This is a genomic window from Saccharopolyspora thermophila, assembly GCF_014646075.1.
Lineage (GTDB): Bacteria > Actinomycetota > Actinomycetes > Mycobacteriales > Pseudonocardiaceae > Saccharopolyspora > Saccharopolyspora thermophila.
In genome coordinates, this window is the sequence record NZ_BMMT01000007.1 from 226,888 (window position 1) to 243,658 (window position 16,771).

At 68.6% G+C, this 16,771-nt stretch carries 14 protein-coding genes; 12 read left to right on the forward strand and 2 right to left on the reverse strand.

Annotated elements, in window-relative coordinates; genetic code table 11:
• From IEY17_RS12595 to folP, 7 genes are all read left to right on the forward strand, one after another.
• The gene (locus tag IEY17_RS12595; RefSeq protein ID WP_188987523.1) at nt 1–312 is read left to right on the forward strand and encodes a sarcosine oxidase subunit delta; all 312 of its coding nucleotides are present in this window, start codon (nt 1–3) and stop codon (nt 310–312) included.
• Nucleotides 309–3,089 carry a 2Fe-2S iron-sulfur cluster-binding protein gene (locus tag IEY17_RS12600; protein WP_188987524.1) on the forward strand — a complete coding sequence of 927 codons (2,781 nt, stop codon included), beginning with the start codon at nt 309–311 and terminating at the stop codon, nt 3,087–3,089. Before IEY17_RS12595 ends, IEY17_RS12600 begins: the two co-directional genes overlap by 4 nt.
• Nucleotides 3,082–3,678, forward strand: coding sequence for a sarcosine oxidase subunit gamma (locus IEY17_RS12605; RefSeq protein WP_188987525.1), 597 nt, complete (start codon nt 3,082–3,084; stop codon nt 3,676–3,678). Before IEY17_RS12600 ends, IEY17_RS12605 begins: the two co-directional genes overlap by 8 nt.
• A gap of 100 nt (nt 3,679–3,778) precedes the next feature.
• Nucleotides 3,779–6,241 carry a GcvT family protein gene (locus IEY17_RS12610; RefSeq protein ID WP_188987526.1) on the forward strand — a complete coding sequence of 821 codons (2,463 nt, stop codon included), beginning with the start codon at nt 3,779–3,781 and terminating at the stop codon, nt 6,239–6,241.
• Between the two features lie 92 nt (nt 6,242–6,333).
• On the forward strand, nt 6,334–6,954 hold the full coding sequence (locus IEY17_RS12615; RefSeq protein ID WP_188987527.1) for a cyclodeaminase/cyclohydrolase family protein: 621 nt from the start codon (nt 6,334–6,336) through the stop codon (nt 6,952–6,954).
• The gene (locus IEY17_RS12620) at nt 6,951–7,829 is read left to right on the forward strand and encodes a bifunctional 5,10-methylenetetrahydrofolate dehydrogenase/5,10-methenyltetrahydrofolate cyclohydrolase (RefSeq protein ID WP_188987528.1); all 879 of its coding nucleotides are present in this window, start codon (nt 6,951–6,953) and stop codon (nt 7,827–7,829) included. Before IEY17_RS12615 ends, IEY17_RS12620 begins: the two co-directional genes overlap by 4 nt.
• A 53-nt stretch (nt 7,830–7,882) precedes the next feature.
• Nucleotides 7,883–8,701: a dihydropteroate synthase gene (folP, locus tag IEY17_RS12625; RefSeq protein ID WP_229680082.1), complete on the forward strand. Its 819-nt coding sequence runs from the start codon at nt 7,883–7,885 to the stop codon at nt 8,699–8,701.
• 20 nt (nt 8,702–8,721) lie between these two features.
• On the opposite strand, the gene IEY17_RS12630 is transcribed toward folP, so the two are convergent.
• Complete coding sequence (locus tag IEY17_RS12630; protein WP_188987529.1) at nt 8,722–9,393, reverse strand: GntR family transcriptional regulator; 672 nt, start codon at nt 9,391–9,393, stop codon at nt 8,722–8,724.
• Between the two features lie 115 nt (nt 9,394–9,508).
• On the opposite strand from IEY17_RS12630, the gene IEY17_RS12635 reads away from it, so the two are divergent.
• From IEY17_RS12635 to pabB, 3 genes are all read left to right on the forward strand, one after another.
• Nucleotides 9,509–10,882 (forward strand): L-serine ammonia-lyase, encoded by a 1,374-nt coding sequence (locus tag IEY17_RS12635; RefSeq protein WP_188987530.1) that lies wholly within the window; start codon nt 9,509–9,511, stop codon nt 10,880–10,882.
• 11 nt (nt 10,883–10,893) lie between these two features.
• On the forward strand, nt 10,894–11,742 hold the full coding sequence (gene purU, locus IEY17_RS12640; RefSeq protein WP_188987531.1) for a formyltetrahydrofolate deformylase: 849 nt from the start codon (nt 10,894–10,896) through the stop codon (nt 11,740–11,742).
• Nucleotides 11,743–11,858: 116 nt separating this feature from the next.
• Nucleotides 11,859–13,046 carry an aminodeoxychorismate synthase component I gene (gene pabB / locus IEY17_RS12645; RefSeq protein WP_188987532.1) on the forward strand — a complete coding sequence of 396 codons (1,188 nt, stop codon included), beginning with the start codon at nt 11,859–11,861 and terminating at the stop codon, nt 13,044–13,046.
• 150 nt (nt 13,047–13,196) lie between these two features.
• On the opposite strand, the gene IEY17_RS12650 is transcribed toward pabB, so the two are convergent.
• Nucleotides 13,197–15,008, reverse strand: coding sequence for a BCCT family transporter (locus tag IEY17_RS12650; RefSeq protein ID WP_188987533.1), 1,812 nt, complete (start codon nt 15,006–15,008; stop codon nt 13,197–13,199).
• A gap of 515 nt (nt 15,009–15,523) precedes the next feature.
• Here IEY17_RS12650 and IEY17_RS12655 point away from each other — a divergent pair.
• Together IEY17_RS12655 and IEY17_RS12660 are read left to right on the forward strand one after the other, a co-directional pair.
• On the forward strand, nt 15,524–15,679 hold the full coding sequence (locus IEY17_RS12655; protein WP_188987534.1) for a hypothetical protein: 156 nt from the start codon (nt 15,524–15,526) through the stop codon (nt 15,677–15,679).
• Nucleotides 15,679–16,308 carry an MBL fold metallo-hydrolase gene (locus tag IEY17_RS12660; protein WP_188987535.1) on the forward strand — a complete coding sequence of 210 codons (630 nt, stop codon included), beginning with the start codon at nt 15,679–15,681 and terminating at the stop codon, nt 16,306–16,308. The genes IEY17_RS12655 and IEY17_RS12660 overlap by 1 nt, the downstream gene beginning before the upstream one ends.
• Nucleotides 16,309–16,771 lie beyond the last annotated feature (463 nt).

Below are 16,771 nucleotides of genomic sequence, written 5' to 3' on the forward strand. Positions count from 1 at the left end.
ATGCAACTGATTCACTGCCCGTGGTGCGGCCCCCGCGAGGAGGTCGAGTTCCACTACGGCGGCCAAGCCGACATCTCCTACCCCGACGACCCCGCGGCCCTGTCGGATCAGGAATGGGCCGAGTACGTGTTCTACCGCGACAACCACAAGGGCCCGTTCGCGGAGCGGTGGAGCCACAGCGCCGGCTGCCGGCGCTGGTTCAACGCCGTCCGGGACACCCGCACGTACGAGTTCCTCGCCATCTACAAGGTCGGTGAACCCGTGCCCGAGGTTCCCGGGCTGGACACGACGAAGACGGAGGTGCGGGCATGAGCCGGATCGACGGATACGGCCGGATCGACCGCGGTCGCACGCTCACCTTCACCTTCGACGGCCGCACCTATACCGGCCACCCAGGTGACACGCTGGCGTCCGCCCTGCTGGCCAACGGGGTCCACTGCATCGGCACCAGCGTGAAGCTGGGGCGGCCGCGCGGGATCGGGGCGGCATGGACCGAGGACCCGACCGGCCTGGTGCAGATCGAGGAGCCCTTCCCGGAGCCGATGCTGCAGGCGGCCACGGTCGAGCTGACCGACGGGCTCGTCGCTCGGGGCGTCAACGGGCAGGGCCGCCTTGCCGAGGTGCCCGATCCCGCGCGCTACGACCGCAAACACACCCACACCGACACCCTGGTGATCGGCGCCGGCCCGGCGGGACTGCTGGCCGCACGCAGCGCCGCCCGCGCCGGGAAAAGCGTCGTCCTGGTCGACGATCGCCCCACCGCGGGCGGCAGCCTGACCGGCACCGAGCGGCTGGACGGGCGGCCGGCGCTGGAGTTCGTGGCGGAGGTCGTCGCCGAACTGGCCGCGAACCCCGATGTGCTGCACCTGCAGCGCACGACGGCGTTCTGCCACTACGACGACGGGTTCGTGCTCGCAGTGGAGCGCCGCACCGACCACCTCGGTCCCGAGGCGCCACCGAACTGCTCCCGCCAGCGGGTGCACCGCATCCGCGCGCAGCACGTCGTCATCGCGACCGGCGCTCATGAGCGGCCGATCGTGTTCGAGGACAACGACCGTCCCGGAATCATGCTCGCTTCGGCGGCACGGGACTACCTGCACCGCTACGGCGTGCTCGCCGGCCGACAGGTTGTCGTGTTCACCAGCGACGACTCCGCCTACGCCGCGGCGATCGACCTTGCCGACGCCGGTGCGCACGTCACCATCCTCGACGCCAGGGACGAGCTGCCGCCGGAATGGGCAACGCGTGCGGGGCAACGAGGTGTCGAGGTGTCCGCGTCCACTGTGGTCATCGGCACCGAAGGCGAGGAGCGCGTCAGTGCGGTGCTCGCGCGCAACGGCGATGACGAGGTGCGTCTGGCTGCGGACCTGCTGCTGGTGTCGGGTGGCTGGACCCCGGTGGTGCACCTGTTCAGCCACATCAGGGGCGCGCTGGCCTACGACGCGTCGCTCGGTGCGTTCCGGCCGGCCGGGAGCCTGCCCGGAGTGACCGTGATCGGCGCCGCCAACGGGGTCCTCGACCTGGCCGGCGTGGTGCGCGACGGGGCCGGTGCCGAGGCGCCGGCGGTCGGCACCGAGCCGGCCCGCACTCCGACGAAGGTGATCTGGCGCACGGAAGGTGATCCGCAGCGGCAGTTCGTCGACATCCAGCGGGACGCCACGGTGACCGACATCTCCCGCGCGGTCGGCGCCGGCCTGCGTTCGGTGGAGCACGTCAAGCGCTACACCACGATCGGCACCGCGCACGACCAGGGCAAGACCTCGGGGGTGATCGCCTCCGGTATCACCGCCGAGCTGCTGGGCCGTCCGATCGAGGAACTGGGCACCACCACCTACCGGCCGCCCTACACGCCGGTGGCCTTCGCCGCATTGGCCGGACGGGAACGCGGCAACCTGTTCGACCCCGTACGGATCACCGCCGTGCACTCCTGGCACGTCGAAGCCGGTGCGGTGTTCGAAGACGTGGGGCAGTGGAAGCGCGCCCGCTACTACCCGAAGCCCGGCGAGGACATGGAGTCCGCCGTGTTGCGGGAGTGCGCGGCAACGCGTGCCGGGGTCGGCATCCTCGACGGCTCGACGCTGGGCAAGATCGACGTCCAGGGACCTGATGCGGGTGTGTTCCTCGACCGGATCTACACCAACATGATGAGCACGCTCAAGGTGGGCCGCGTGCGCTACGGCGTCATGTGCGGCAACGACGGCATGGTCATCGACGACGGCACGGTGCTGCGGATCGAGGAGAACCGCTTCCTCGTCACCACGACCACCGGTGGGGCGGCGAAGATCCTGGACTGGATGGAGGAGTGGCTCCAGACGGAGTGGCCCGAACTGCGCGTGCACCTCGCCTCGGTCACCGAGCAGTGGGCGGTGTTCCCGGTCGTCGGCCCGCGCTCGCGCGAGGTGATCGGCGAGGTGTTCCCTGATCTGGACGTGTCGAACGAGGCGTTCCCGTTCATGTCGTGGAAGGACACCACGCTCGACGGCGTTCCGGTCCGCGTCGCCAGGATCTCCTTCTCCGGCGAGTTGGCCTACGAGGTCAACATCAACTCCTGGTACGGGCTTGCGATGTGGAAGAGGCTGCTGGAGGCCGGCGAGCGTTTCGACATCACGCCGTATGGAACCGAGACGATGCACGTGCTGCGCGCGGAGAAGGGCTACCCGATCATCGGGCAGGACACCGACGGCACGGTCACTCCTCAGGACCTCGGCATGCACTGGGTGGTGTCGAAGAAGAAGGAGGACTTCATCGGCAAGCGTTCATTCTCCCGGGCCGAGAACCGCAACCCGCTGCGCAAGCAACTCGTCTCCTTGCTGCCGACCGACGGGCGTACCAAGCTGCGCGAGGGCTCGCAGATCGTGGAGTACCGCGCGGACGGGACCCTTCCCGAGCCGCCGGTCCCGATGCTCGGTCACGTCACCTCGAGTTACCGCAGTGCCGAGCTGGGGCGCCCGTTCGCGTTGGCGCTGGTGAAGAACGGCCGCGCGCGAATCGGAGAACTGGTGCACGTGCCAATGGACGGCGCGCTGATCGAGGCGGAGATCGGCGACACCGTGCTGGTGGACCCGGAAGGAGCACGCCGCGATGGCTGAGACCCTCTACATCACGCACCCGCTGGAGGCATGGAAACCGGCGCTGGCGGCGCTGACCTGGGCGATCGACGGGCTGGTGGTCAAGCCCGAGGATCCCGTGGCCGCCGCGAACCTGCGCATCGACGCGACCGGACCAGGCCCCGACGCGGTGGAAAGTGCGTTGGGCTCGGCGCTGCCTGTCGAACCCAACACCTGGACGGCCACCCCGCAGGGCCAGATCATCTGGCTCGGGCCAGACGAGTGGCTCGTGACAGACAGGTTCGCCCGCCCGCACGAGCTGGAGGACTCGCTCGGCAAGGTCGTGGGCGCTCATGGCGGAGCGGCCGTGGACGTGTCCGCACAACGCACCTCGATCCGGTTGAGCGGGAAGCTGGCCCGCGAGCTGCTCTCGTTCGGGTGCTCGATCGACCTGCGGCCCGCGGCGTTCCCCACCGGATCGTGCGCGCAGACCACCGTCGGCCAGGCCGGAGTGCTGATCCTCGCCCTCGGCAACGGCGACGACTTCCGGCTCTTCGTGCGGCCGTCGTTCGCCGGGTACCTCGCGGACTGGCTGATCGACGCCGCCGAGGAGTTCCGCCCCGCCGCATAGGACCAGGTCGGCCGCGATCGTGGGCGCGGCCGACCTCCCCCACCCCACACCGCATCCTCCCGCGGTCACCGCAGACCGTCCAGTTAGGAGAGATCCCGCCATGAGCACCACCCCCCGCGTCGTCATCATCGGAGCCGGGATCGTCGGTACCAACCTGGCCGACGAGCTCACCGAGCGTGGCTGGACCGAGGTCACCGTCCTCGACCAGGGGCAGCTGCCCCTCACCGGCGGTTCGACCTCGCACGCACCCGGCGTCGTCTTCCAGACCAACGCCTCCAAGACCATGACCGAGTTCGCGACCTACACGGTCGAGAAGTTCCAGAACCTGGACGTGGACGGCGCCTGGTGTTTCAACCAGGTCGGTGGCCTCGAAGTCGCGACCACGCCGGAACGGCTCGCCGACCTGCACCGCAAGCAGGGCTGGGCCACCTCGTGGGGGGTGCCTGGCGAGGTCGTCGGGCCGGAGCGGTGCGCCGAGCTGCACCCGCTGATCGACCCTGAGCGCGTGCTCGGCGGTTTCCACACACCGACAGACGGCCTTGCCAAGGCATCCCGGGTCGTCGTCGCGCTGATGCGCCGCGCCGAATCCCGCGGGGTGGTGTTCCGCGGTTCGACCCGTGTCGTGGAAATCCTGCAGCAGGGCGGCCGCGTCGCCGGAGTGCGCACCGACAGCGGCGAGGAGATCGCCGCTGACATCGTGGTCTGCTGCGCCGGGTTCTGGGGGAAGGCCGTCGGCGAGCTGGTCGGCATGAAGGTGCCCCTGCTCCCGCTGGCCCACCAGTACGCGCGCACCGGGCAGATCGCCGAGCTCGTCGGCCGCAACGACGAGCTGATCGAGGCACGGCTGCCGGTTCTGCGCCACCAGGACCACGACCTCTACTTCCGTGAGCACAACGACTGCCTCGGCATCGGCACCTACGCCCACCGTCCCATGCCCACGCAGCTGTCGGAGCTTCCCGACGGCGACGGCGAGGAAGCGATGCCCTCGAAGCTGCCCTTCACCGAAGCGGACTTCGCCCCGTCGTGGCAACACAGCAAGGTGCTGCTCCCGTCGTTGCGGAACGCGAAGATCGAGACCGGGTTCAACGGTGTCTTCTCCTTCACCCCCGACGGCGGTCCGCTGGTCGGTGAGTCGCCGGAGGTGGCCGGCTTCTGGGTCGCCGAAGCCGTGTGGGTGACCCACTCCGCAGGTGTCGCCCGTGCCGTCGCGCAGCTGCTCGTGGACGGTCACAGCGACATCGAGCTCCACGGTTGTGACGTCAACCGGTTCGACGAGATCGAGACCACCGACGCGTACGTCAACGAGACCGCGCAGCGCAACTTCGTGGAGATCTACGACGTCCTGCACCCGTTGCAACCGAAGCTTTCCCCGCGGGATTTGCGGGTGAGCCCGTTCCACGCGCGGCAGAAGGAACTGGGAGCGTTCTTCCTGGAGTCGCACGCCTGGGAACGGCCGCACTGGTACGAGGCCAACGCGCGCCTGGTGAAGGACCTGCCGATCGAGTGGCAACCACCGTCGCGCGACGCGTGGTCGGCGATGTTCCACTCGCCGATCGCGGCGGCCGAAGCGTGGAAGACACGCACCGCGGTCGCCCTGTACGACATGACCCCGCTCAAGCGCATCGAGGTCAGCGGGCCCGGGGCGGTCGCGTTCCTGCAGCGGCTGACCACCGGCAAGATGGACAAGTCGGTCGGCTCGGTGACCTACACCCTGATGCTGGACAAGGCCGGTGGCATCCGCTCCGACATCACCGTGGCCAGGCTCGGAGAGGAGCTGTTCCAGGTCGGTGCCAACGGCAATCTCGACCTGGTCTACTTCCGAAGCGAGGCACCGGACGACGGCAGCGTCCAGATCCGCGACATCACCGGCGGAACCTGCTGCATCGGCGTGTGGGGGCCGCTGGCCCGTGACCTGGTGCAGCCGTTGACCAACGACGACTTCTCCCACGAGGCGCTGAAGTACTTCCGCCTCAAGCGGGCGACCATCGCCGGTATCCCGGTCACCGCGATGCGGCTGTCGTACGTGGGCGAACTCGGCTGGGAACTCTACACCAGCGCCGAGTACGGTCAGCGGCTCTGGGATGTGCTGTGGGAAGCTGGACAGCCGCTGGGTGTCATCGCCGCTGGGCGTGCCGCGTTCAACAGCCTCCGCCTGGAGAAGGGCTACCGGTCGTGGGGCAGCGACATGACGACCGAGCACAACCCGTACGAGGCCGGCCTCGGCTTCGCGGTGAACAAGAAGAAGACCGACTACGTCGGCTACGAGGCGATCGCCGGGCTGAGCGAGGAGTCTGTCACGCGTCGTCTTGCGTGCCTGACCGTTGACGACGGCAGAAGTGTGGTGCTGGGCAGCGAACCCGTCTTCCTCGACGGCGAGGCCGCGGGATACGTGACGTCGGCGGCGTTCGGCCACACCATCGGCAAGCCGATCGCCTACGCCTGGCTCCCCGCATCGGCCACGCCGGGTACCTCGGTGGAGATCCAGTACTTCGAGCGGAAGGTGCGCGCCACCGTCGCCGAAGAACCACTGGTTGACCCGGAGATGGCCCGCATCCGCCGCTAGCCCCTGAGCCGGGGTGCGCGGTATTGGCGGTCGGTGACCGCGCACCCCACCTTACCCGCGGGCCCAGCCCGCCGAGCAGGAAGACCGATGCCATGCGTAGGGAAACCCTCGAATCCTTCCTGGGTTCGCTCGCCGCCCGAGTGCCAGCCCCGGGAGGCGGGGCCAGCGCCGGGCTGCACGCTGCCCAGGCCGCCGCACTGGTCGGGATGGTCGCCCGCTACACCGACGGCGCGAAGTACGCAGAGCATGCCGCGACCGTCACAGCGGTGCGCAACGCCGCTGACGAGCTTCGCGAGCTCGCGCTGACGCTCACCGAAGAAGACGCCACCGCCTTCGGAGCTGTTGGGGCTGCCTACGCACTCCCGCGGTCCACCGACGAGGAGAAGGCCGCTCGTTCCCAGGCGATCGCGACGGCCCTGATCGGGGCGGGCCGGGTGCCCGCGAAGGTGGTCGCGGTTGCCGGGCAGATCGTCGGCCTGGCCGAACAGCTGCTTCCGATTGGTAACCGCAACGTGATCAGCGACATCGCAGCCGCTGCGGATGCTGCCCGCGCCGCAGCAACCACAGCGCGGGTGAACGTGGAGATCAACCTCGCCGGGATCACCGGAGCCGAGGAACGCGCCGAGCTGGCCACCGCCATTGCCGACGTTGACGACATCGCCGCGCGCGCCGACAAGGTGACCGCCGCGGTACGGGAGGTAATCAGTCGATGACCGGACAACTCGTCTCCGACGAGCCGACAACAGCCGTACTCAGCGGCGTCGCGCTCGCCAAGGAGATCCGAGCCGGAGTCACCACCACTGCGGCGGCGCTCGCCGAGGCCGGTATCCCGCCGCGCCTGGCGGTCGTGGTCGCCACCGACGATGAGTCCACCGCCTGGTATGTCCGCTCCATCGCGAACGCCGCAGCCAAGACGGGCATCCGGTGCGACGTCGTCGATCTGGGAGCCGACGCGAAGCCCGACCGGATCCGAACCGAGCTCGCCGCCCTGAGCGCGGACCCCACGGTGCACGGGATCATGCTGCAGACCCCGTTGCCCGGCGGGGCGTCCGTCGAGGACCTCGCGGCGTCGATCGCCCCGGACAAGGACGTGGATGGCGCGAATCCGGTGTCACTGGGCCGGCTCAGCGCCGGGCTGCCCGCATTCGTGCCGGCGACGGCCGCGGCGGTGCTGGAACTGCTGGATCACTACGAGGTTCCGCTGGCGGGGCGCCGTGCCGTGGTCGTCGGCCGCTCCAACGTCGTGGGCAAACCAGCAGCCCAGTTGCTGCTGCGTCGTGACGCGACGGTGACCGTGTGCCACCGCTACACCCGGGACCTCGCCGCGCATACCCGTCCTGCCGAGATTTTGGTGGTGGCCGTGGGCCGGGCCGGTCTGATCGGCGCTGAGCACGTCAGTCCTGGCGCGGTCGTGATCGACGTCGGTACCAATCCGACGGCCGATGGCGGCCTGGTCGGTGACGTGGACGCAGCCGCGGTAACCGGGTCGGTGGCGGGGCTGACGCCGGTGCCCGGTGGCGTCGGACCGGTGACCACGGCCCTGCTGTTGCGGCACACCGTCGAGTCCGCTTCCCGGAGCACAGCATGACCCAGCCGCGAACCACTGCTCGCGGCCCGGGTGCTCCCTCGGCTGGTGCTGCGGTGGGACGCCTGCTTCAAATGCTGCACGGCCCGCGCCGACTGGTGTGCGGAATCCTTAACGTCACACCGGATTCGTTCTCCGACGGTGGCGTCTACTGGCGCAACGGCGCGGCCGTCTGGCACGGGCTCCGCCTGATCGACGAGGGTGCCGACATCCTCGACATCGGCGGCGAATCGACGCGGCCGGGCGCGCATCCACCGAGCGTCGCGGAGGAACTCGACCGCGTGGTGGGCGTCATCGAGCAGCTGGCGCGGCGGACCGACACCCCGCTGTCGATCGACACCTCCCGTCCGGAGGTGATGCGGGAGGCCGTGGCCGCCGGGGCGGTGCTGATCAATGATGTCCGCGCGTTGCGCTATCCCGGTGCGGTCGAGACCGCGGCCGGACTGGGCGTGCCCGTCTGCCTGTCGCACATGCTCCGGCCGCCGCACCTGATGCAGCACAACCCGAGCTATGTCGACGTGCTGGCCGAGGTGGCAGAGTTCCTGCGGGACCGGATCGACGTGTGCGTGAGCGCGGGCATCCCGCGCGAGCACCTGGTGATCGACCCGGGGTTCGGCTTCGGCAAGACCCTGGAGCACAACCTGACCCTGCTGCGCTCGCTCAACACCTTCACCGAGCTCGGGGCACCCGTGATGGCCGGGCTGTCGCGCAAGGCGATGCTCGGCCAGATCACCGGACGGCCGGTGGGGGAGCGGGTGGCCGCGTCGGTCAGCGCTGCGGTGCTGGCGGCGCAGCGGGGCGCGAAGATCCTTCGGGTGCATGACGTGGCGGCCACGGTCGACGCGCTCCGGGTGCTCGGTGCGATCGAGGGGTGAGCGGCCGGCGATGCGGGCGGTCAGATGATCGCCCGGATCGCCTTCTCGAATCCGGTGACGTGGTCCCGGGCGATCTTCTCGGCCTTGCGGCTCTCGCCGTCGGCGACGGCCCGCAACAGGCCCACGTGTTCCTCGATGTGGCGGTCGAAATGCGTGACGCGGTCCAGGAAGACGCAAAAGATCCGCGTGGCCAGGTTGTTGTAGCGCACCAGGGTGTCTTCCAGGTGCGGATTGCCGGCGGCCCGGTAGACCGAGCGGTGCACCCGCAGGTCCCACCGCATCAGCTCGTGGCGGGACATGGCCATCACATCGTTGTTCTGGATGGTGTCGGCGAGCTCGGCCAGCTTGGTGCGCATGGCCTTCGCGGCGTTCTCGGCGGCGCGGCGGGCGGCCAGCGGCTCGAGCTGCACGCGGATCTCGGAGATGTAGGCGAGGTCGGTGATGTCCACGCCGGTGGCGAACGTGCCGCGGCGCGGGTAGGAGACCACCAGGCGATCGACCTCGAGGCGCTTGAGCGCTTCGCGGACGGGGGTGCGGCCGATGCCGAGGGCCTCGCTGAGGGCCAGGTCGTCGATCGGCGCCATCGGCGGGATGTCCAGCATGATCAGCTGGTCCTGGATCGCGGCGTAGGCGCGTTCGGCCAACGACGTCGGCGCCGGTTCGAGTTCTTGTGGGGCAGTGATCACGGCCATCATCTTAGGGCCTGAAATCCAGGAGGACGCACACACCCATGCTTCTGATGTATCTGTTGCGCAGAACTGATATATTAGTTCCCCATCTGAGGGATCACGGACCAGGGAGACGCTGATGACCATCTCCGTGTTCGACCTGTTCAAGGTCGGGATCGGGCCCTCGAGCTCGCACACGGTAGGCCCGATGCGGGCCGCTTACCTCTTCGTCTCCCGGCTCCGCGAGGCCGGGGCGCTCGATCGCACCGCCCGCGTGCGGTGCGAGCTGTTCGGCTCGCTCGGCGCGACCGGGCACGGCCACGGAAGTGTCAAGGCGGTGGTGCTCGGGCTGGCCGGTGAACAGCCGCACCTGGTCGACCCCGTGGCCGCGGACCCGGCGGTGCAGGCGGTGCGCGCCGACGGCCGGATCAGTCTCGGCGGAAAGCACGAGATCGCCTTTTCCGTCGATGACGACGTGGTCCTGCATCGCCGCAAGCGGCTGGACTTCCACAGCAACGGCATGGTGTTCGCGGCCTACGATGCCGACGGCGCCGTGATCGACCGCCGCGAGTACTACTCGGTTGGCGGCGGGTTCGTGCTCGACGAGGACGAGGCTGGGCGACCGGTGCTGGTCGAGGACGACACACCGGTTCGCTACCCGTTCGCCACCGGCGACGAGCTGCTCGCGCTCACCCGGGAAACCGGGCTGCGCATCAGCGACATCATGCTCGCCAACGAGCTGTCCTGGCGCGGGGAGGACGAGGTCCGTGCCGGGTTGCTGCACATCTGGGCGGTGATGCGCGAGTGTGTGGACCGCGGCACGCACACCGAGGGGACACTCCCCGGTGGGCTGAAGGTCCGTCGTCGTGCCGCGAAGCTGCGTGCGCAACTGGAGTCCAGCACGAACGAGGCGGACCCGCTGCACGCGATGGAGTGGGTCACGCTGTTCGCCCTGGCGGTGAACGAGGAGAACGCCGCAGGCGGTCGGGTGGTCACCGCCCCCACCAACGGCGCCGCCGGGATCGTGCCGGCAGTGCTGCACTACGCCCAGAAGTTCCTGCCCTCGTTCACCGACGACGACGTGGTGCGTTTCCTGTTGACAGCAGCCGCGATCGGCCTGCTGTTCAAGAAGAACGCATCCATCTCCGGTGCTGAGGTCGGCTGCCAGGGCGAGGTCGGATCGGCCTGCTCGATGGCCGCCGCCGGCCTCGCCGAGATCATCGGCGCTACTCCGGAGCAGGTGGAGAACGCCGCCGAGATCGGCATCGAACACAACCTGGGACTGACGTGCGACCCGGTCGGTGGACTCGTACAGATCCCCTGCATCGAGCGCAACGCCGTCGCCTCCGTCAAAGCGATCACCGCGGCCAGGATGGCAGTGCGCGGCGACGGGGCACACCACGTGTCACTGGACAAAGCGATCAAGACGATGCGCGAGACCGGTGCCGACATGAAGGACAAGTACAAGGAGACCGCCCGCGGCGGGCTGGCTCTCAACATCGTGGAGTGCTGAGGAGAACCCGCGTGAGTAACACCTTCACCCTCACCCTGAGCTGCCCGAACCGCACCGGCATCGTGCGTGCGGTGAGCGGATTCCTGTTCGAGCGTGGTTGCGACATCGGCGAGCACCAGCAGTTCGACGACGCCGTGCGCGGTCGGCTGTTCATGCGCACCCAGGTCACCGCCCCCGACGGCACCGACCTGGCGAGGATGTCGCGCGAATTCGCGCCGGTGGCCACCGAATTCCAGATGACCTACGAGTTCAGCGCCAACACCAACGCCCGGATCCTGGTCATGGTCTCCAAGCAGGGACACTGCCTGAACGACCTGATCTACCGGTGGCGGGCCGGAAGCCTCGGCGCCGACATCGTCGCAGTGGTGTCCAACCACCAGGACCTACGCCCGATGGCAGAAGCCGCCGGCTTGCCGTTCGTGCACATCCCGGTCACCCCGGAGACGAAGGAAGCTGCCGAGGCGCGCCTGTTGCAGTTGGTGGACGAGTACGAGGTCGACCTGGTCGTGCTGGCGCGGTACATGCAGATCCTCTCCGATGAGACCAGCAAGGCGCTGTATGGGCGTGCCATCAACATCCACCACTCGTTCCTCCCCGGCTTCAAGGGCGCCAAGCCCTACCATCAGGCATATGACCGCGGGGTGAAGTTGGTCGGTGCCACCGCGCACTACGTCACCTCGGATCTGGACGAGGGGCCGATCATCGAGCAGGAGGTCATCCGGATCGACCACACCTACGATCCCCGTGCGCTGCAGACCGTGGGACGCGACGCCGAGGCGCTCGCGTTGTCCCGCGCGGTGCGTTGGCACTGCGAGCGCCGGGTGCTGCTCAACGGCAACAGCACGGTCGTCTTCCGATGACCGTCCTTCCTGACCGGACTGCCCCGACGACGGCCTCGCACGAGTCGGGGCAGTCCGGCGCGTACGCCGGCGCTGCCGGTATTCCCGCTGTCGTCAGGTCCACCCTGGAGTAAACGGTGCCAGGTGGCGGCGCGCGTTTCGATGATCTCCGCTCGAAAACCGCATTGCGGTTCCCGGTGCCCTCCCGCGTGCTGGTCGCGTACCAGCCGGAGGAGGTGGTGCCGGTCCTCGACCTCGTGCAGACAGCCACCTCGAACGGCGGTTGGGCGTTCGGGTTCCTGGCTTATGAGGCCGCTGCGGGATTTGATCCCGGACTTGCCGTCCATCCCCCGCGGGAGGGACTGCCGTTGGCCTGGTTCGGACTCACGGCGCCTCCCCGGCAGGTGCCGGTGGTGGACAGTGGTTTCGCGGTCGGCGGCTTCGACGCCCGATGGACCCCGGACTGGTCGCCCCTGGAGTATCGCGCCCAGGTGGACACGGTCCGGGACAGGATCGCGGCAGGGGAGACCTATCAGACGAACCTCACCGTGCGGTTGCGCGGACGTTTCGCCGGCGATCCAGCTGGGCTCTACCGGAACCTGGCGATGTCGCAGAGTGGCGCCTACAACGCCTATCTCGACCTCGGGCGGTTCGTGATCGCCAGTGCGAGTCCGGAGCTGTTCTTCGAGTTGCGGGGCGACGAGGTGTTGTTGCGGCCAATGAAAGGAACGGCACCTCGCGGTCGTGATCAGGAGGAGGACCTGGCCCTGGAACGGGCGCTGCGCGCCAGTGAGAAGGAACGAGCCGAGAACGTGATGATCGTCGACCTGATGCGCAACGACGTCGCGCGGGTCGCGGTGCCGGGCAGCGTTCGCGTGCCGTCGTTGTTGTCGGTGGAGCGGTATCCCACGGTGCTGCAGCTGACCTCGGACGTCACCGCGCGCCTGCGTCCCCACACCGGGCTGACAGAGCTCTTCCGAGCGCTGTATCCCTGCGGTTCGATCACCGGCGCGCCGAAGGCGAGCACCATGCGGCTTATCCGTGAACTCGAGGATGGCCCACGCGGCGTGTACTGCGGCGCAATCGGTTGGTTCGCGCCGCCGTCCGCCCCGGTCAGGGGACGCTTCAACGTTGCGATCCGCACCGCCGTTGTCGACCGGCAGGCCGGCCAGGTCGAGTACGGGACCGGCAGCGGAATCACGTGGAGTTCGCACGCGGCTGCCGAGCATCGCGAGTTGCTCATCAAAGCCGAGATCCTCCGCCGGTCCGCGGCAGCGGCCGGGACCCGTGCTCCGGCTCCGGAGGAGTTCACGAGCGCGAGGTGATGTGAGACGAGCGTGACGAGGCACCGGATCTCGCCTCGTCACGCTCGGGTGGAACGGTTCTTCGGCAGGGCCACGACCGGTGGGCAACGGTCGTGGCCCCTGTTCCCAGAAGGCAACCCCGCCGACGCACGGGGTTGCCGTCCGGGAGGTTCAGTGCGAATCGGTGGGTATCGACGTTCTGGCTGCCTCAACCGTGGTGCGGTGGCCGTTGCCGGGTTCGGGATCGTGCACGTCGATCGGGATCGCACGGTGCGAGTCGTCCCGGTCCCCGCCCGTCCGCTCGGGGCCTGGAGCGCTCGTGTTGGTGCCGCGCACCTCGAGCTGGAAATCGCCGTCGTAGCGGCTGTCTCCCGTCCGCACCGCCGCCTCCATGATCTCGGCGCCCTTCTCGGCGCGCAGGATCATGGGATCGCTGCGCAGGTCCTTCGTCAGCGCTGCGCACAGCAGGACCATGACCACGGTGAAGGGCGCAGCCACGATGATCGTCAGATCCCGCAAACCGGTGAGCGCGTTGTCGCTGCCCCCGCCGATCAGCAACATGACGGCCGCGACCGCTCCGGTGGCCGCACCCCAGAAGATGACGACAGAGCTGCGCGGATGGATCGACCCGCGCTGCGACAGCGTGCCCATCACCACGGACGCGGCATCGGCGCCGGACACGAAGAAGATGGCCACGAGGATCATGACCAGCACGCTGGTGGCCGTTGCCCACGGGAAGTGCGCCAGCACCTCGAAGAGCTGGGCTTCCGTTGCACCGACGGAGGTCAGGTCGGTGCCGTGGCGCTGCACGTCGATCGCGGTGCCGCCGAAGATGGCGAACCAGACCACGCTGACCGCGGAGGGGACGAGAATGGCTCCGCACACGAACTGGCGGATGGTGCGGCCTCGGCTGATCCGCGCGATGAACATGCCCACGAACGGAGTCCAGGAGATCCACCACGCCCAGTAGAAGATCGTCCACGAGGACAGCCACTCCTGCATGGCCGTGCCGCCGGTGGCGCCGGTGCGCGACATCATCTCGGCCATCTCGCGGAAGTAGTCCCCGATCGCCGCAGGCACCAGGTCGAGGATGAACACGGTCGGCCCCACGACGAACAGGAACACGGCGAGGACCGCGGCGAGCACCATGTTGATGTTGGACAGCCACTGGATTCCCTTGGCCACGCCCGATACCGCCGACGCGATGAAAGCGACGGTCAGCAACGCGATCACCGCGACCAGCAGGCCAACGCCAGGCGAGTCCGACAACCAACCGGCAGCCTTGAGTCCGCTGCCGATCTGCAGGGTGCCGAGTCCGAGCGATGCGGCCGATCCGAACAGCGTTGCGAAGATGGCCAGGACGTCGATCAGCTTGCCCAGCGGTCCACTGGCGGTGCGCCGGCCGAGCAGGGGAGCGAACACGGAGCTGATCAGTTGACAGCGCCCGCGTCGGAAGCTGCTGTAGGCGATGGTCAGTCCCACAACGGCGTAGATCGCCCACGGGTGCAGGGTCCAGTGGAACAACGAGGTGGCCATCGCGGTCTCGACCGCCGCATCGCTGCCCGGCGGGACGGTCCCGGGCGGCGGCTCGGTGAAGTGCGCGAGCGGTTCGCTGACGCCGTAGAACATCAGCCCGATGCCCATGCCGGCGCTGAACATCATGGCCACCCAGGACACGGTCTTGAACTCGGGAGGTTCACCGTCGGCGCCGAGCGGGATCCGTCCGTACCGGCTGGCGGCCAGCCACAGGGCGAAAACCACGAGGCCGCTCGCGACGAGCACGAAGATCCAGCCCCCGTTGACGATCAGCCAGTCAAGCAGCGTCGAGGAGAACGTGCTCAGCGAGTCGGTGCGCAACACGCCCCAACCGACGAAGGCCAGGGCCAGGGCGGCGGCGATGCCGAAAACGACGCGGTCGACGCGGGGTGGTTTGTCGGCTTCGGGAGCGGGGTCGGGTGCAGTGGTGGGATTGTGCGGAGCCATGCGGATCGGCGTCCAGGAGACGCCGCCTCCTCTCGTTTCGTCAAAGAGGACGGTTTCGGGTACCCGCGTGCCAGCCACGGACGAGACGGACGGAACTGGACGTTCGTGGCATCTCGACGGTGAGCAGCGGGTGAAATCCCTGCCAGGGTGCGACAAACGCACTCATTCCGAAGTGTTGCTAGACCATGCCGTGCGGGGGGCCCGCTGTCAAGAATCCAGGAAGATCGATGAGCGCAGCCCGCTCGGAAGCCCGGTCTGCGAGGCAGCGACCGGGAATCCGGCTCTGCGGTGGTTCCGGTTGACCGCGGTGTCGGTCTCGGACGGCTTCATCAAGACGGCGCCGCGATGAGGACGGGATCCGGACTGTTGCGCATAGAAGGACACGACGTCCAGCCACGGCTTCCTGCTTGACAGTGGCGGTCACTGCCCTCATCGTGGGTTTCGCATCAAGAAACTGTGTGCATGCTCCGCAACACAGATGTTCTTGTCAGGTCTGGCTCACGGAGGATCTGCCCGTGCGTTGGGAAGTTCGCGGCATGGTGCCACGCAACGGTGGTGCGCCTGCCGAGTCGCAGGGCCACTCGCGGTACGGCGACTGCTCCCCCGAGGTTGTGACGGCTTCCGGCCGCATGCACCGCGGCGAGGTGCTGCGTCCGGTGGTGGTGCTCTGATGGGCGCCCGGGTGGAGCAGGTGGTGACCTCGGGGGTGTTCACCCTCGACGGCGACACGTTCGAGGTCGACAACAACGTCTGGTTGATCGGCGACGACCGCGAGGTGTTCGTGGTCGACCCGGCGCACGACCACGAGCTGATCCTGGAGGCGATCGGCCGCCGCGCCGTGCGGGCCATCGTGTGCACCCACGGCCACAACGACCACATCAACGCCGCGGTGCCGCTGGCGGACGTGGTCGGCGCCCCGGTGCTGCTGCACACCGAGGATGTCGACCTGTGGAAGCAGGTCAACCCGGACCGGCCACCCGACTGGACATTGTCCGACGGGGAGGTGCTCACCATCGCCGGGATCGAGCTGGAGGTGCTGCACACCCCCGGGCACACCTGGGGCAGCGTCTGCCTGCACGCCGCCGACCACGGCTGGTTGTTCTCCGGAGACACCCTCTTCGCGGGCGGGCCCGGTGCCACCGGCCGGTCCTGCTCCGACTTCCCGACCATCATCCGCTCGATCACCAGTCGGCTGCTCGCGCTCGACCCGGCCACGATCGTGCACACCGGGCACGGCGCCAGCACGACGATCGGCGCGGAGTCCCCGCACCTGGACGAGTGGCTCGCCCGAGGCCACTGAGGTCGCACAGTCGGGCGGACCGGAAGAACAACGCTGATGACCTCCGCATGCTTTTGGGTTCGGCGCGACCCGAACGCGCTGATCGACCCGATGGAAGAACACTGCAGTGATGGAGTGCCCCGTTGATGCACATGCACAACACGCGTTGACCGGGGTGAGCGGCTGCGATCCGGCACGCCCCTGATGCCGCCTGCGTGAACGTCTTGGCGGATCACCGCCAGGCGTCCCATGGAACGACCAGCTGAGCATGGTCGGTCACCGGCGTGGTCGCGTCGGTGTACGCCCATGTCAGTCCAAGCTCCCGAACGAGTCGAGGAGCTGTCCCACCACGAGAATGAGGTTGCTATGACGACGACCGGTCCGACGGAGAGCCTGCTGACGACGCTGCCGGGCCAGTACTACACGGATCCGGCGATTTTCTCCCTGGAGCAGTCCCGGATTTTTGAGGAGCTGTGGTTCTGTG

Coding starts and splice junctions, on each gene's coding strand:
- IEY17_RS12610 (WP_188987526.1), top strand. CDS start 3,779: ATGAGCACCACCCCCCGCGTCGTCATCATCGGAGCCGGGATCGTCGGT.
- IEY17_RS12605 (WP_188987525.1), top strand. CDS start 3,082: ATGGCTGAGACCCTCTACATCACGCACCCGCTGGAGGCATGGAAACCG.
- IEY17_RS12635 (WP_188987530.1), top strand. CDS start 9,509: ATGACCATCTCCGTGTTCGACCTGTTCAAGGTCGGGATCGGGCCCTCG.
- IEY17_RS12650 (WP_188987533.1), bottom strand. CDS start 15,008: ATGGCTCCGCACAATCCCACCACTGCACCCGACCCCGCTCCCGAAGCC.
- IEY17_RS12660 (WP_188987535.1), top strand. CDS start 15,679: ATGGGCGCCCGGGTGGAGCAGGTGGTGACCTCGGGGGTGTTCACCCTC.
- IEY17_RS12615 (WP_188987527.1), top strand. CDS start 6,334: ATGCGTAGGGAAACCCTCGAATCCTTCCTGGGTTCGCTCGCCGCCCGA.
- IEY17_RS12600 (WP_188987524.1), top strand. CDS start 309: ATGAGCCGGATCGACGGATACGGCCGGATCGACCGCGGTCGCACGCTC.
- IEY17_RS12595 (WP_188987523.1), top strand. CDS start 1: ATGCAACTGATTCACTGCCCGTGGTGCGGCCCCCGCGAGGAGGTCGAG.
- IEY17_RS12620 (WP_188987528.1), top strand. CDS start 6,951: ATGACCGGACAACTCGTCTCCGACGAGCCGACAACAGCCGTACTCAGC.
- IEY17_RS12630 (WP_188987529.1), bottom strand. CDS start 9,393: ATGGCCGTGATCACTGCCCCACAAGAACTCGAACCGGCGCCGACGTCG.